General features: G+C 64.5%; 12 protein-coding genes. 7 read left to right on the top strand and 5 right to left on the bottom strand.

Translation table 11 applies throughout. The features are described from left to right. Positions 1-116: 116 nt before the first annotated feature. Together ileS and BW970_RS14540 are read right to left on the bottom strand one after the other, a co-directional pair. A complete protein-coding gene (gene ileS / locus BW970_RS14545) occupies positions 117-3068 on the bottom strand; it encodes an isoleucine--tRNA ligase (protein ID WP_076532648.1) in 2952 nt (983 codons plus the stop codon). A 219-nt stretch (positions 3069-3287) separates the two neighbouring features. Then, positions 3288-4025, bottom strand: a complete 738-nt coding sequence (locus tag BW970_RS14540) for a TSUP family transporter (RefSeq protein WP_200799297.1) — start codon at positions 4023-4025, stop codon at positions 3288-3290. Between the two features lie 247 nt (positions 4026-4272). On the opposite strand from BW970_RS14540, the gene BW970_RS14535 reads away from it, so the two are divergent. Continuing rightward, on the top strand, positions 4273-5274 hold the full coding sequence (locus BW970_RS14535) for a YcjF family protein (RefSeq protein WP_229740529.1): 1002 nt from the start codon (positions 4273-4275) through the stop codon (positions 5272-5274). Between the two features lie 14 nt (positions 5275-5288). On the opposite strand, the gene BW970_RS14530 is transcribed toward BW970_RS14535, so the two are convergent. Beyond that, the gene (locus BW970_RS14530) at positions 5289-5717 is read right to left on the bottom strand and encodes a DUF1489 family protein (RefSeq protein WP_076532642.1); all 429 of its coding nucleotides are present in this window, start codon (positions 5715-5717) and stop codon (positions 5289-5291) included. A gap of 273 nt (positions 5718-5990) precedes the next feature. Between BW970_RS14530 and BW970_RS14525 the strand changes: the two genes are divergently transcribed. From BW970_RS14525 to modC, 6 genes are all read left to right on the top strand, one after another. After that, entirely contained in the window at positions 5991-8279 is a 2289-nt protein-coding gene (locus BW970_RS14525; RefSeq protein ID WP_076532640.1) for an arginine/lysine/ornithine decarboxylase, read from the top strand. Positions 8280-8431: 152 nt separating this feature from the next. Then, positions 8432-9541: a CobW family GTP-binding protein gene (locus BW970_RS14520; RefSeq protein ID WP_076532639.1), complete on the top strand. Its 1110-nt coding sequence runs from the start codon at positions 8432-8434 to the stop codon at positions 9539-9541. Positions 9542-9596: 55 nt separating this feature from the next. Beyond that, on the top strand, positions 9597-9968 hold the full coding sequence (locus BW970_RS14515) for a winged helix-turn-helix domain-containing protein (protein ID WP_076532964.1): 372 nt from the start codon (positions 9597-9599) through the stop codon (positions 9966-9968). A 65-nt stretch (positions 9969-10033) separates the two neighbouring features. Then, entirely contained in the window at positions 10034-10825 is a 792-nt protein-coding gene (gene modA, locus BW970_RS14510) for a molybdate ABC transporter substrate-binding protein (RefSeq protein WP_076532637.1), read from the top strand. A gap of 3 nt (positions 10826-10828) precedes the next feature. After that, positions 10829-11497, top strand: coding sequence for a molybdate ABC transporter permease subunit (modB, locus tag BW970_RS14505; protein ID WP_076532635.1), 669 nt, complete (start codon positions 10829-10831; stop codon positions 11495-11497). Further along, positions 11497-12576, top strand: a complete 1080-nt coding sequence (gene modC, locus BW970_RS14500; protein WP_076532633.1) for a molybdenum ABC transporter ATP-binding protein — start codon at positions 11497-11499, stop codon at positions 12574-12576. Before modB ends, modC begins: the two co-directional genes overlap by 1 nt. A 46-nt stretch (positions 12577-12622) precedes the next feature. Here the strand turns inward: modC and BW970_RS14495 are convergent, their stop codons facing one another. Together BW970_RS14495 and BW970_RS14490 are read right to left on the bottom strand one after the other, a co-directional pair. Then, positions 12623-14101: an N-acyl-D-amino-acid deacylase family protein gene (locus BW970_RS14495; protein ID WP_076532630.1), complete on the bottom strand. Its 1479-nt coding sequence runs from the start codon at positions 14099-14101 to the stop codon at positions 12623-12625. Then, on the bottom strand, positions 14098-15030 hold the full coding sequence (locus tag BW970_RS14490) for a DUF6963 family protein (RefSeq protein ID WP_076532627.1): 933 nt from the start codon (positions 15028-15030) through the stop codon (positions 14098-14100). The genes BW970_RS14495 and BW970_RS14490 overlap by 4 nt, the downstream gene beginning before the upstream one ends. Between the last annotated feature and the right edge of the window lie 52 nt (positions 15031-15082).

Here is a 15082-nt window from a genome sequence, read left to right as displayed (position 1 = left end):
ACCACGCGACGGCTTGCCGGGCAAGCCGGGGTGACGCGAATGCACAGGATCCGGGACATGCCAAGGCCCGCGAGGGTTCCCCCGCAGGCCCTGGACAACGATCTGATCGTTCGCCGTCAGCCGCCCAGAACCGTATTGCAGCGCGCGCAGGTGCTGGCATGGGCGTGGCTGCCGACATCAGGCAGAATCTGCCAGCAACGTTCGCATTTCTCGCCCTCGGCCCGTTCAAAGACCACCGCCACCCCTGGCACTTCGGGCAGCCGGAACGCCTCGGGCGGTTCGGGATCGGCGGTCAGCGAAATGGCCGATACGATACAGACCTCTGCCATGTTCACGCCCTGGAGTGCCGCCATCAAGGCCGGATCGGTGACATGAACCACGGGCGCTGCCTCCAGCGACGAACCGATGACCTTTGCCGTGCGCTGCACTTCCAGCGCCGCGGTCACGGCGCGACGCACCTGACGAATACGGACCCATTTGGCCGCCAGCGGCCCGTCCAGCCATTCGGCAGGCGTTTCGGGGATGTCTTCCAGATGGACCGACGAACGGTCGCCCGGATACCGCTCCAGCCAGACTTCTTCCATGGTAAAGACCAGCACGGGGGCCAGCCATGTCACCAGGCGGTGGAACACCAGATCCAGCACCGTCCGCGCGACACGGCGGCGGGTCGACTCCGGCCCATCGCAATAGAGCGTGTCCTTGATGACGTCGAAATAGACCGACGACAGATCCGTTGTGCAGAACGCGAACAGCTTTTGGAACACGCCTTGGAAATCATAGGCCGCATAGCCCGCGCGCACCTCGGAATCCAGTTCGGCCAGCCGGTGCAGAACCCAGCGTTCCATCTCGGGCATGTCAGCGACGGCGACTTTCTCTGCCTCGGAAAAGCCCTTCAGCGCCCCCAGCATGAAGCGCAGCGTGTTGCGCAGGCGGCGGTAGCTGTCGGCAACGCCTTTCAGGATCTCTTTCCCGATCCGCAGGTCGATGGTGTAATCCGACTGCGCCACCCACAGCCGCAGGATATCGGCGCCGTAGTCCTTGATCACCTCTTGCGGCGCCACGGTGTTGCCAAGCGACTTGGACATCTTCATGCCCTTTTCGTCCAGCGTGAAACCGTGGGTCAGCACACCACGATAAGGCGCGCGGCCCTTGGTGCCGCAGGCTTGCAGCATGGAGGAATGGAACCAGCCGCGGTGCTGGTCGGTGCCCTCCAGGTAGAGGTCGGCCAGACCATCCGCCGTGCCATCCACCCGGTCGCGCAGCACGAAGGCATGGGTCGATCCGCTGTCGAACCACACGTCCAGCACGTCATAGACCTGATCATAGGCAGCCGGATCGACGATGCCGTCCAGCACCTTTTCCTTGAACCCCTCGACATACCAGACATCGGCGCCCTCGGCTTCGAAGGCGGCGGCGATGCGGGCATTGACCTCGGGGTTGCGCAGCAGGAAGTCGGCGTCGGTCGGTTTCGCGCCCTTCTTGACAAAGCAGGTCAGCGGCACACCCCAGGCGCGCTGGCGGCTCAGCACCCAGTCGGGCCGCGCCTCGATCATCGAATGCAGGCGGTTGCGGCCCGTGACAGGGGTCCACTGCACCAACTGGTTGATCGAGGTCAGCGCGCGTTGGCGGATCGTCTGGCCATAGGTGGTCATGCCGTCGTCCAGCGGCGTGTCGATGGCGACAAACCACTGCGGCGTGTTGCGATAGATCACCGGCGCCTTGGACCGCCACGAATGCGGGTAGCTGTGTTTCAGCTTGCCCTTGGCCAGCAACGCACCCGCATAGGCCAGTTGCTTGATAACCGACACGTTCGCCGGGCCCTCTTTCCCCTCGGGCGTCAGGATGGCCTGACCGCCAAAGATCGGCAGATCGGCGCGATAGCTGCCATCAGGTTCGACGTTGTAGGTCATCGGCAGGCCGAACTTCTGGCCAAGCTGATAGTCGTCATCGCCATGGCTGGGGGCAGTATGGACAAAGCCGGTGCCCGCGTCGTCGGTGACATGGTCGCCGGGCAGCATGGGGACCGGGTAGTCCCACTCGCCGTTGCCGCCTTCGATGCCATGGAAGGGGTGTTGAAGCACCAATGCGCGCAGTTCCTCGGCCGTGACGCCGCGCAGGCGGGCGTGGCGGGCGACCTTGGCCTGGGCCAACACCCCTTCTGCCAGCGCATCGGCCAGAAGCAGTGTCTCTCCCACCTTGGCGGTGGAGTTTTCCAAAACATCTTCAACCTGATACAGGCCGTAGCTCAGAACCGGGTTGAAGGCGACAGCGCGGTTCTGGGGAATGGTCCAAGGCGTGGTCGTCCAGATCAGGACAGCGGCGTCCAGCAGATCGGGTGCCAGGCAGGCATCCTTACCGCGGAAATCGTCCGATGTATCGACCCGGAACCGCACCCAGATCTGATGGCTGGTATGATCGTGATACTCCACTTCCGCCTCGGCCAGCGCGGTCTTTTCGACCGGCGACCACATCACGGGCTTGGACCCCTGATAGAGCGAGCCGTTCATCACGAACTTCATGAATTCCTCGGCAATCACCGCCTCGGCGTGGTAGGCCATCGTCAGATAGGGATCGGCCCAGTTGCCGGTCACGCCAAGGCGCTTGAATTCCTCGCGCTGGACATCGGCCCAGCCTTCGGCAAAGCGGCGGCATTCCTGGCGGAAGTCGACGACATTCACCTCGTCCTTGTTCAGGCCCTTGGCACGGTATTGCTCCTCGATCTTCCATTCGATGGGCAGGCCATGGCAATCCCAGCCGGGCACATAGCGGCTGTCGCGGCCCATCATCTGCTGGCTGCGGACGATGAAGTCCTTCAGCACCTTGTTCAGCGCGTGGCCGATATGCAGGTGGCCGTTGGCGTAAGGAGGGCCATCATGCAGCGTAAAGGGCGCGCGCGGGGTGCCTGCGGCAGCGGCCTGCGCGGCCTTGTCGCGCAGACGGTCATAGATGCCCATCTCTTCCCAGCGGGCCAGCCAGTCGGGCTCGCGCTGGGGCAGGCCGGCGCGCATGGGAAAGCCGGTTTCCGGCAGGAAGACGGTGGAGCGGTAGTCGGGGGTATCGGCGCACATCGGCGAAGATCCTTGAATGGCAGGTGGGGCGGCCCGTCATCGGGCCATGGCAAGACACCCGGCGCGCGAAAGGCTCAGCGCGCCGGGCCGCTAATTCGCGCAATCCGGCCCGGCCCCGCGCCACAGGGGGCCGCTGCGGCAAACACCGCGCGGCAGACCGGGCCGGAAGCAAGGGAATCCATCTGTGCCATCATCATTCTCGCGGGCGCACATTACCCATCAGGCGCCAAGGAGCAAGGTCAACCCGCGCCCCAGATAGAAAATGCCTATGACACTGACGATCCACCGCGTCCATTCGCGGAACCGCTGGTCGGTCAAGCGTTGCAAGAGGAGATAGCCCGCCTGGGTGCCCAGAATGGCAAACGGCGCCGCCACCAGCACCAGCCACCAATCCGCCCCGGTCATCGCCTGCACCAGACCGCCATAGAACACCACCTTGGCCAGATGCGATACGACCTGCGCCGCCGCCTTGGTTGCGATGATGCGCCGACGGTCTATCGCCGTGCGGATAAAGAAGATGTCGATCGACGGTCCGGCGACCCCGACGGCAAGGTTCAACCCGCCGCCAACGATCCCGCACAGCACGCCATGCAACGGGCGGCTTGCGTCCAGCGCCAGCCAGCGCCGGGGAATCCAGACAAGCAGGGGGGTCAGGCCGATCACGATGCAGACCGTCGCCAGATCGGGACGGTAGCGCAGCGCCAGCAGCAGCGCCGCAGCGATACCGATGCCGGCGCAGATATACCCAAGGCTGCGCCAGTCGATATAGGCACGCGAAAACCAGGCCCGCGCCCCATTGGCCACCGTCTGGACCGCCCCATGCACGGCGATGGCGGCAGCAACGGGCATCAGCGCCAGCAAGGCACCCAGCAGAACCAACCCACCCGCCATGCCAAACACACCGGACAGGACCGAGGTGGCAAAGACGATCAGGGCCAGAGCGACCGGGAACAGCACGCTCAGGCCACCGAAAGGAACTGGAAAGGCACACGGGACATTCGGCCAACATGCGCTGGGGCTGGGCAGGAGTGGTATACGCCCACGCCAGCACCCCGTCCAGCAACGGCGCCCGCCCGCTTAGATGCGGCCCGAGATGCGGCCCCGTGGCCCCACTACAACTGGCCGCGGGGGCTCGCCAGCGCATATCGGGCTTGTAGTCTGCCCCCGCTGCGCCCAAGTCTGGGAGGCCATGCCGGAGCCTGTCATGCCCGAAGCCCGCCGCCCGTTCATCGTAGAGCTGGACCGACCGACCCCCAGCCCCGCCGAAGCCCCGCCTGTGCCCGAACCTTCCGGCGCACCCCCTGCTGGCGCGGTGGAGCGGGCCTTGCGCGCACAGTCGCGGCCCAGTGGGGCACTGGCGCTGATGCTATGGGCGGGCGGGTTGTTCTTTTCGCTGGCGCTGGGGGTTGCTGCGCATGACTTCATCGCCGGCTTGCTGGCGCGCTCGTCCTTGCTGGGATGGCTGGCGCTGGGGCTGGCGGGGCTGGCGGGGCTGGCACTGCTCTGGATCGCCGGGCGGGAGTGGGCCGCCTGGCTGCGACTGGGCCGCATCGACGGAATGCGCGGGCGGGCGGAGGCGGCTGTTGCCGGGGCCGACCTGCCAGCCGCCCGCAAGGTCGTGGCCGAGGTCCGGGGGCTGTATTCGGGGCGCGAAGACATGGCCTGGGCGCTTGCGCGGCTCAAGGAACAGTCAGACGATATGCTGGACCCAGACGGGCTGATCCGGCTTGCGGAAACCGAACTTCTGGCCGCGCCCGACCAGGCTGCACGGCGCGAGGTCGAGGCCGCAGCACGGCGGGTGGCCACGGCGACGGCGTTGGTGCCGCTGGCATTGGTCGATGTTGCGGTGGCCCTGGCAGCCAACATGCGGATGATCCGGCGGATTGCCGAGATTTATGGCGGGCGCGCGGGCAGCTTTGGCAGTTGGCGGGTCTTGCGTCGGGTGTTCGGCCATCTGGTTGCAACAGGCGCCGTCGCAGTGGGCGACGACCTCATTTCCTCGGTGGCGGGGGGCGGGGTCTTGTCGAAACTGTCCCGCCGCTTTGGCGAAGGTGTGGTGAACGCCGCCCTGACGGCACGGGTTGGCATCGCCGCGATGGAAGTCTGCCGCCCGCTGCCCTTTGACGTCCTGCCCGAGCCGAAGGTCACCAACCTGTTGGGTCGGGCCCTTGCGGGATTTTTCGACTCCCGGCGGGCAGAAAGCTGACAGGCCCGGCCGGGTCAGCGCAGACCGATCTCTGCCAGTGCTGCGGCCAGGTCCGGTGGCAGGCTGTCATCGGTCTCCCGCGCTATTGGCAGGTCGCGCGGGCTTTCATCGACCGGCATATAGCGCCAACCCTGAAACGGCCGGCGGGCCGCAGGCTCGGTGCGGACCACCTGCGCATCAAGATGAATGGCGCAGCGCGGAATTCCATCGCTGCCCTGGACCTGCACAAGCTCCAGGATTTTCTGGCGCGCAAGGATCTGGCCCTTGAACACCCAGAACAGCGAGCCTTGCAGCACTTCGGCCTCTCGCTTGGGCCACATGCGCGTCACGTGGAACGTGCGGCCCGGCGGGTAGCGGTGGCGCTGGCTGTCCTGCCAGTCAAGCAGATCCTGCACCGTATCGGCACCAACGCAAAGCTTCACAAGATTGACAGCGCCGGGCATGGCATTCCCCCTTCATGGGCGCACCATCCTAAACCTGTGGATGGCAGGGACAAGGCCCCCGGTCACAGCCGAAGGACTGTCACTCCATGGTCCGGTTACATGCGGCATGTAGCAGGTGAAAACAGCGCCCCCAGACAAGGCGCGCGGCCGTTCTGAGAGCGTGGCAGATCGGCCGATCCCGGCGCAGCGTCGGCCCCGCAAGGGCGCGGCCTTGACGGGGGGGCCACGCACTGAAAAGAACGGCTGGCGCAACGCCTATCGAAAGGACGGCCGATGAAGTTCCGATTCCCCATCGTCATCATCGACGAGGACTTCCGATCCGAGAATACCTCGGGCCTTGGCATTCGCGCCCTGGCAGACGCCATCGAGCGCGAAGGCTTCGAGGTGCTGGGCGTGACCAGCTATGGCGATCTGTCGCAATTCGCCCAGCAGCAAAGCCGCGCCAGCGCCTTTGTGCTGTCCATCGACGACGAAGAGTTCAGCCCCGGCCCCGAACTTGACCCGGTGGTGGAAAAGCTGCGCGCCTTCATCGAAGAGGTGCGCTGGAAGAATGCCGAAGTCCCGATCTTTCTGCATGGCGAAACCAAGACCAGCCGCCACCTGCCCAACGACATCCTGCGCGAGCTGCACGGCTTCATCCACATGTTCGAGGATACGCCGGAATTTGTCGCCAAGCACATCATCCGCGAGGCCAAGGGCTATCTGGAGGGTATTCAGCCGCCGTTCTTCAAGGCCCTGCTGGACTATGCCGAGGACGGTTCCTATTCGTGGCACTGCCCTGGGCATTCCGGCGGCGTGGCATTTCTGAAAAGCCCGATCGGGCAGATGTATCACCAGTTCTATGGCGAGAACATGCTGCGGGCCGATGTGTGCAATTCGGTCGAGGAACTGGGTCAGTTGCTGGACCACAACGGCGCCATCGGCGCATCGGAACGCAACGCCGCGCGGATCTTCAACGCCGATCACTGCTTCTTTGTCACCAACGGCACCTCGACCAGCAACAAGATGGTCTGGCACCATACCGTGGCGCCGGGCGATGTTGTGGTGGTGGACCGCAACTGCCATAAATCCATCCTGCACTCGATCATCATGACCGGGGCGATCCCCGTCTTTCTGCGCCCGACACGGAACCATTGGGGCATCATCGGCCCCATCGCGCATTCCGAGTTCGAGCCAGAGGCAATCCGGGCCAAGATCCGCGCAAACCCGCTGTTGCAGCATGTCGATGCCGATTCCGTGCAGCCGCGTGTGATGACCCTGACCCAGTCGACCTATGACGGTGTTCTGTACAACACCGAAGAGATCAAGCGTATGCTGGATGGCTATGTCGCCAACCTGCACTTTGACGAGGCATGGCTGCCCCATGCCGCGTTTCACCCGTTCTATGGCACCTACCACGCCATGGGCCGCAAGCGTGGCCGGATGAAGCATTCCGTTACCTATGCGACGCAGTCCATCCACAAGCTGCTGGCCGGGATCAGCCAGGCCAGCCACGTTCTCGTACAGGATTCCGAAGAAACCAAGCTGGACCGGCATCTGTTCAACGAAGCCTACCTGATGCACACCTCGACCAGCCCGCAATATTCCATCATCGCATCCTGCGATGTGGCGGCGGCCATGATGGAACCGCCCGGCGGCACGGCATTGGTCGAGGAAAGCATTCTGGAAGCACTGGATTTCCGCCGTGCCATGCGCAAGGTCGATGAGGAGTTCGGCGAAAAGGACTGGTGGTTCAAGGTCTGGGGCCCGGACGAATTGTCCGAAGAGGGCATCGGACGCACCAAGGATTGGGTGCTGCGCCGCACCGATTCCGAAGGTGTGCAGCGTGATGGCGAGGATGCCTGGCACGGTTTCGGTGACATGGCGCCCGGCTTCAACATGCTGGACCCGATCAAGGCCACGATCATAACCCCCGGTCTGGATATCGACGGCAAGTTCGACACCACCGGGATTCCTGCCTCGATTGTGTCGAAATACCTGACCGAACATGGCGTTGTCGTGGAAAAGACCGGGCTTTACAGCTTCTTCATCCTGTTCACCATCGGCATCACCAAGGGTCGCTGGAACACACTGGTCGCGGCCCTTCAACAGTTCAAGGACGATTATGATCGCAACCAGCCCCTGTGGCGGGTGATGCCGGAATTCTGCGCCAAGCACCCGCGTTATGAACGCATGGGGCTGCGCGACCTGAGCCAGCATGTCCATGCGCTCTATGCCAAATATGACGTGGCCAGACTCTCGACCGAGATCTATCTGTCCGACCATCACCCGGCCATGACCCCGACCGACGCGTTTTCCCATATCGCGCGCCGCAAGACGGAACGGGTTCCCATCGACGATCTGGAAGGCCGGGTGACAACCAGCCTTGTGACCCCCTACCCGCCCGGTATTCCACTGCTTGTGCCGGGCGAGGTGTTCAACGCAAAGATCGTGGACTATCTGCGCTTCAACCGCGAATTCGCCCGTGAATGCCCCGGATTCGAGACGGATATCCATGGCCTGGTGCTGGAAACCGGCCCCGACGGCGTGGTGCATCACTTTGCCGATTGCGTAGCCCCCTGACAAACAGGCGCGGCCTGCCGGGGCGACCCGGCGGGCCACTTTCGGACCCGGATCAGCGGTACAGCGACCCTTGTGGTTCGAGCCCCTTGCGGCGAGATTTGTTATAATATAACAAATCGAGACGCTCTGCACCCCAGGAAAGCCCGCCCTCCATGTCCGATCCGATCCCCGTCACCTTGCTCACCGGATTTCTGGGCGCAGGCAAGACGACGCTCCTGAACCGGCTGCTGCATGATCCGTCTTCGGGCCGCATCGCCGTTATCGTGAACGAGTTCGGCGAGGCGGGGCTGGACCATGACCTGATCGAAAAGGCTGCGGAGGACATTGTCCTGATGCCGGCGGGCTGCATCTGCTGTTCGATCCGCAGCGATCTGTCGAGCACGCTGACGTCACTTCTGGCGCGCAGGGCACGCGACGAGCTTGCCTTTGACCGTGTGGTCATCGAGACCACGGGGCTGGCCGATCCCGGCCCGATCCACCACACGCTGTTGATGGATCCCGTACTTGCTCCCAACTATGCCCTCGACGGGATCGTGACCGCCGTCGATGCGGTGCTGGGGGCGGCCACGCTCGACCGTCACGGCGAAGCGCAGGCACAGGTTGCCATGGCCGACCGGATCGTCCTGACCAAATGCGACCTTGCCGAGCCAGGCGCTTTGCAGGCGCTACACCTGCGGCTGGACCGGCTGAATCCAGCGGCATCGCGGGTTGTGGCCGACCGGGGGGCCGTGCCTGCGGGGGCCTTGGTCGGCCTTGGCGCCATGCGCAAGACGATGGCACCAGAGCAGGCACTGGCCTGGCTTGCGCCCCCTGCGCCCGATCCGCTGGCCGGACTCTCCGGCCTTTCAGTGCCCGGCACCCGGCCGGTCCTTGATCTCGCCGCGCCATCGCATCATGCGTCGGATGACCGGATCACCACGGCCTCGATCACGATAGACGCGCCGATCCCCGCAGAGGTGTTCGACTTCTGGCTGGGTAGGGTGGTTGCCCTGCGCGGCCCCGATATTTTGCGCATGAAAGGGATCGTCCATATCGTGGACGTACACACGCCTTTTGCCTTTCATGGCGTGCAACATATCTTCGATCCGCCGGTGCCGCTGCAAGGCTGGCCCGATGGCGATCACACCAGCCGGATTGTCATCATCGCGCGCGACATCCCGCAGGCCAACCTGCAAGGAATTCTTGAAGTATTGCGCACACGCCCCACCACAGAGAATGCCGCCAAGGGCGCAAACCCGCAGCTTCAGAACCCGCCCATCTGACGACATGCCAGGGATGCGGCTTGCGATTCCGGATCAGGTGCCGGACATTGCCGATATGGAACAGGAACCCCGGCCCCCCCGCCTGCGCATTCGTATCGTTTTTGGCGAGGCAGAGATGATCGGCCCCGGCAAAGCCGAGTTGCTGGAGCGGATCGACCGGACAGGATCCATTGCCGCAGCAGGCCGCGAGATGGGGATGAGCTACAAGCGCGCCTGGGAACTGGTGGGGACATTGAACGCGATGTTCCGCGATCCGCTGGTAGAGCGGGTGCGCGGCGGTCCGGGCGGTGGCGGGGCCGTTCTGACAGAAACCGGGCGGGAGGTCGTGATGCAGTATCGCGCATTCGAGCACGAGACCGCCGAGGCGGGGGCAAGCCGGCTGGCGGCACTGAGCGACATGCTAAGGGATATTCCCGAACGAAAATAACGCTTGCGCAATCTCCCGCCTTCGGTCGATATGTTTTCTGGAACATATCAGTTGAGGAATGCCCGATGCCCGTTCCTGCCCTTCGTCGCATCCTGCTTGGCATCGCTGTGATCCTTGCCGGGACAGCCGGTTCTGCTGCCGGGAAAGGCGATGTCCCGGTCGTAGCGGCTGCGGCCAATCTTCAGTTTGCAGTGACGGAAATTGCCGAAAGCTTTGCCGCCAATACCGGAATGCAGATACGCCTGTCCTTTGGATCAACCGGAAACCTGTCGCGCCAGATCAGAGAGGGCGCACCGTTCGAGATGTTCCTCGCAGCCGATGACGCCACGCCGCGGACTCTCCATGCGGATGGCCTCACACGGGGTGAGGGGACAACCTTTGCCTTGGGCCGGATCGCCCTTGTGGCCCCAAAAGGCTCTCCTGTCGATGTGACACAGGGGCTGGAGGGGGTAAAGACCCTGCTGGACGCCCGGCGCATCACCAGGTTCGCCCTCGCAAATCCGGAACACGCGCCCTTCGGCGTTGCTGCCCGCGAGGCGCTAGAGGCGGTGGGGCTCTGGAACGACATGCAGCCGGTTATGGTGCTTGGCGAAAACGTCAGCCAGGCCGCACAATTCGCCCTTTCGGGAAATGCCGAAGCGGGGATCATCGCCTATTCGCTGGCCTTGGCGCCCGAGGTTGCAGCGCGCGGCACCTTCGCCCTGATCCCCGATGAGCTGCACGCGCCGCTTCTGCAACGCATGGTTCTGTTGGCTGGCGCAGGCAAGACCGCCGAGGCGTTCTATGCCTATATGGCCGCACCGCCCGCGCGCGCGATACTCGAACGCTATGGCTTTTCCGTGCCAGAGGGTCAGTGACATATGGATTGGACGGCCCTGATCCTGTCGCTACAGCTTGCGGGATGGACGGTGGTCCTGCTGCTGCCGGTGTCGGTCCTGATGGGCAGATTGCTGGCCTATCGCAGCTTTCGGGCCAAGGGCCTGGTCGAGGCGCTGGTGATGTTGCCGCTGGTCCTGCCGCCGACCGTCTTCGGCTTCTACCTGTTGGTGGCCTTTGGCCGGGGTTCGCCGGTCGGCGACCTGTGGCAGGGCCTGTTCGGCCATCAGCTTGTGTTCAGCTTCGAGGGGCTGGTGGTCGCATCGGTCATCTTCAACCTGCCTTTTGCCATACAACCCGCCCAGCGCGGCTTTGAATCCATCCCGCCAGAGGTGCGCGAGGCAGCCGCCTGCTGTGGCATGTCGCCGCTGATCAGCTTGTGGAAGGTCGAGCTGCCCTTGGCATGGCCGGGGTTGATGACAGCGATGGTCCTGACATTCGCCCATACGCTGGGCGAGTTCGGCATCGTGCTGATGGTCGGCGGTTCCATCCCCGGCGAGACAAGAACCATCGCCATCGCGATCTACGACCGGGTACAGGCGTTTGACGACCGCTCTGCCGGTATCATGTCCGCGATGCTTGTGGTGATCTCTTTGTTCACCATCGCGGCGACATTCTGGCTGTCCTCGCGTGTCGGCCGGAGATTGTCCTGATGACATTGGAGGTGATCGCACGGGCAAGAACTCCGATTCCGCTGGATGTGGCCTTCCGGGTGGAACCTGGCGAGCTTCTGGCGCTTGTCGGCCACTCCGGCTCAGGCAAGACAACGCTTTTGCGCACCATTGCGGGGCTGTGGCACCCCGAAACGGCCCGTGTCTGCGTGGGTGGTTCGACCTGGCTTGATACGGAGGCCGGGGTGGATTTGCCCGCGCATCGCCGTCGCGTGGGTATCGTCTTTCAGAACTATGCGCTGTTTCCGCACATGACCGCGCTAGGGAACGTGATGGCTGCGATGGATACGCCCGACCGGGCCGAGGGCGCGCGACTGCTGGACCTGGTCAATCTGACCGGCCTGTCCGGCCGAAAGCCCGCGCAATTGTCCGGCGGCCAGCAGCAGCGGGTGGCGCTGGCCCGTGCCCTGGCGCGCCGCCCCCAGGCGCTCTTGCTGGACGAGCCGTTTTCGGCTGTGGATCGCGCGACGCGGGAACGGCTGTACACGGAAATCGTCGCCCTGCGCGCCCATCTGTCCATGCCTGTCGTTCTGGTCACCCATGATGTGAACGAAGCACAGCTTCTGGCCGATCACATGGTGGTGATCGACGGCGGCCAGGTCCTCCGCGCCGGAACCACGGCAGAGGTGATGTCGGATCCGGATGCGCTGCGCGCCTTGGGCATCCGCGAGGTGGCGGCAATGCTGCCCGCAACAGTGGCCGAACATCTTTCCGACGGGCTGAGTCGCCTGGAGGCGGCAACCGGGTCGCTGTATCTGCCGATGATCGAGGCCGCGCCGGGCACCCGCTTGCGTGTGCGGATCATGGCGCATGAGGTGATCCTGTCGCGCATCAGGCCCGAGGGCCTCTCTGCACAGAACATCCTGCAAGGCAAGGTAGCCCGGATCGTGCAGGGCACGGGGCCAGGCGTCATGGTACATGTCGCAATCGGCGACCATGAGATCCTTGCCCGCATCACCCGCCGTGCCGCCGATCAACTGGATCTGCATCCGGGCCGCACTGTTCATGCGATCCTCAAGTCCATGTCTGTGGCACGCGACCACATTGCGCCCGCGCGCTGATCTGCACGGCACATATCCGACCTCGGGGACATCGGCGGCCGGAATCTCAGCCCACAGAGGCCCGCCGCTGTGCGCCCCGATCGCGGCGCAGGTATTTGCCCGGACGGGCGCCGGTCGGCACGCCCATATCCCAGACTGCGGCACCGTTCACCAGAACCAGCACGATGCCCGCCGCCGGCTGGATCGGATCGGTATAGGTTGCGCGATCCGCGATGGTGCGATCATCGAACAGGGTAATGTCTGCCATGAATCCCGTGCGCAGTTCGCCCCGTTCCGGCAAGCCTATTTCCTGTGCCGTCAGGCCCGTCATCTTGTGGACCGCCGTTTCCAGATCAAACAGGCCAAGGTCGCGGGCATAATGGCCCAGCACACGCGGGAATGTCCCCCACAGGCGCGGGTGCGGCCGTTCGTCATGTGGCAGACCGTCCGACCCCACCATCGTGGACGGCCAGGACAGGATGCGCTGCACGTCTTCCTCGCACATGCGGAAATAGACGGCACCGGCGGGGATCAGACGCGCGCAGGCCGCGTCAAGATCGCACCCCCAATCGGCGCAGATATCGGCCAGTTCGCGCCCGGCCATCTCGGGCGCGCCGACAGACCACGTGACGATCGTGCGCGGGCTGACCTTGGCATGTGCCGCGGTCAGAATGGTTGAGCTGGCCTCGTAGGGGTAACAGTCCAGGCAGATCTCCTGATGTGCCCGCTGATCGCCGATATGGGCGAGCGTCTGCACCGACCGGCCAAAATTCTCTTCGCCCGCCAGCTTGTGGTGCGAGATCAGCACCTGCACCCCCAATGCACGACCTACGGCAAAGCTTTCGTCCAATGCCTCCATGCTGTGCGCACTCTCGTCCCGCATGTGGGTGGCATATAACCCGTCATGGGCGGCAATGGGCCGCGTGACCTCGATCACCTCCTCGGTCGTGGCGGCAATGGCGGGCGGATAGGCCAGCCCGGTCGAGACCCCAAGCGCACCGGCCTCCATCGCTTCGGCGACAAGGGCCTGCATCGCCAGGATTTCCCCGGCATTCGCCGCGCGGCTCAGATCGTCCATCGTGATGGCCCGAAGCGTGGTATGGCCAATGTAATGGGCGCAGTTGACGGCCGCGGGCGTCGCCTCGAACGCTGCCACATAGCTGGCGAAGGTCGGAAAGCGATACCAGTCGCCCGAAGCATCCAGCAGATCCAGCGGCGGCGTGACCGGCCGCTTGACCGGCACCGGCATGGGGGCCAGCGAAATGCCGCAATTCCCCCCGATGACGGTGGTGACCCCCTGACTGACCTTCGCTCTCATCGCAGGCTCGGAAAACAGGATACGGTCGTCATGGGTATGCACATCAATGAAGCCCGGTGCCGCAATCAGGCCCGTTGCGTCAATGTCCCGCGCCGCCATATGGCCCGACAGATCGCCGATGGCGGTAATACGGTCCGCGTCGATGGCAATATCCGCCACCCGGCGCGGCGCGCCGGTTCCGTCGATCACTGTGGCGTTGCGGATGAGGATGTCGTGCTGCATGGTCATGGCTGGGTCCGGTGATACAGGAAACTGCGCAGGGCAAGGCCGGGGCGCGCTCTCAACTGCCCCGCCCCGAGATCGGCAAATGCCTCTGTGGCGGCAATGCCGATCTGACGACCGGCCCGCATAATCGCGGTGCGGGCATAGACAGCGGTGATCGAGGACTTGGGGCCGAAATAGGCCGGGTCCGCGCTATGCAGGGCGATGGCGGTTCCGGTCATGTCCAACTCGACCGCCTCGTGGTCCGATGCGATGACGGGCAAACGATCCGGCAGGGTCGCCATGCCCAGCGGAGCAGGCGCAAGGCCCATGGTTTCGCAGGCGATGGCACCAATCGCGCCCGCCATTGCATCGCCCTGAAAATCCGCAGTGTAGATGGAATTGTGCAGAATGGCGCAGGCCAGGCCCGCGTCTTGCAGGATGTAGCTGCCCGTATCCCCGCGCGACGCCACACGCGGACTGTTCGCGGCCAGGACCGGCCCGTCCCACGGCATACAGATCAGACCGGCGTCCATCGCAGGCGCCTGGGTCAGCATGTTCGCCAGCCCCTCCTGGGTCAGGGTCTTTTGTCCCAGTGCCGCCAGCGCCGCCAGGTTCACGGGCTGCCCGTCGGGCAAGGGGCTGGTGGGCAGCCGATGGCCGGTGACAAGACCGACCGCCGGATCCCAGGGCAGAAACTGCGTCAGAGGTTCGGCGCGGTCCGGCCCGCTGGAGATCAGCGCAGCCTGCTCCGCCTCGGCCCAGCCATCGGGCAGGCGCAACCCAAGGGTTCCGCCGCGCTGTGTCGTTGCATGGTTCAGCGTGCCAAGACGGTCGCGCCAGACAAAGACGCAGAACCCTGAAATTTCACCGCGCCCCAACAGCTCGGCTGACAAAAGCGCCCGATAGGCGGCCAATCCGGCCCAAGGGCCACGTGTGGCAATACCAATGGTCATGGATGCCCCTCCCGAACCTGAGGGCACATTCCAACGGGACATTGGCAGCGTC

Source organism: Gemmobacter megaterium (assembly GCF_900156815.1).
Lineage (GTDB): Bacteria > Pseudomonadota > Alphaproteobacteria > Rhodobacterales > Rhodobacteraceae > Wagnerdoeblera > Wagnerdoeblera megaterium.
Note: the sequence above shows the minus strand (reverse complement) of the source record. Positions and strands in the feature narration are given on the sequence as shown.

Bases quoted from the DNA above. Each gene is read 5' to 3' on its own strand.
- BW970_RS14525 (WP_076532640.1), top strand. From the start codon at position 5,991: ATGAAGTTCCGATTCCCCATCGTCATCATCGACGAGGACTTCCGATCC.
- BW970_RS14495 (WP_076532630.1), bottom strand. From the start codon at position 14,101: ATGACCATGCAGCACGACATCCTCATCCGCAACGCCACAGTGATCGAC.
- modB (WP_076532635.1), top strand. From the start codon at position 10,829: ATGGATTGGACGGCCCTGATCCTGTCGCTACAGCTTGCGGGATGGACG.
- ileS (WP_076532648.1), bottom strand. From the start codon at position 3,068: ATGTGCGCCGATACCCCCGACTACCGCTCCACCGTCTTCCTGCCGGAA.
- BW970_RS14490 (WP_076532627.1), bottom strand. From the start codon at position 15,030: ATGACCATTGGTATTGCCACACGTGGCCCTTGGGCCGGATTGGCCGCC.
- BW970_RS14530 (WP_076532642.1), bottom strand. From the start codon at position 5,717: ATGCCCGGCGCTGTCAATCTTGTGAAGCTTTGCGTTGGTGCCGATACG.
- BW970_RS14535 (WP_229740529.1), top strand. From the start codon at position 4,273: ATGCCCGAAGCCCGCCGCCCGTTCATCGTAGAGCTGGACCGACCGACC.
- modA (WP_076532637.1), top strand. From the start codon at position 10,034: ATGCCCGTTCCTGCCCTTCGTCGCATCCTGCTTGGCATCGCTGTGATC.
- modC (WP_076532633.1), top strand. From the start codon at position 11,497: ATGACATTGGAGGTGATCGCACGGGCAAGAACTCCGATTCCGCTGGAT.
- BW970_RS14515 (WP_076532964.1), top strand. From the start codon at position 9,597: ATGGAACAGGAACCCCGGCCCCCCCGCCTGCGCATTCGTATCGTTTTT.
- BW970_RS14520 (WP_076532639.1), top strand. From the start codon at position 8,432: ATGTCCGATCCGATCCCCGTCACCTTGCTCACCGGATTTCTGGGCGCA.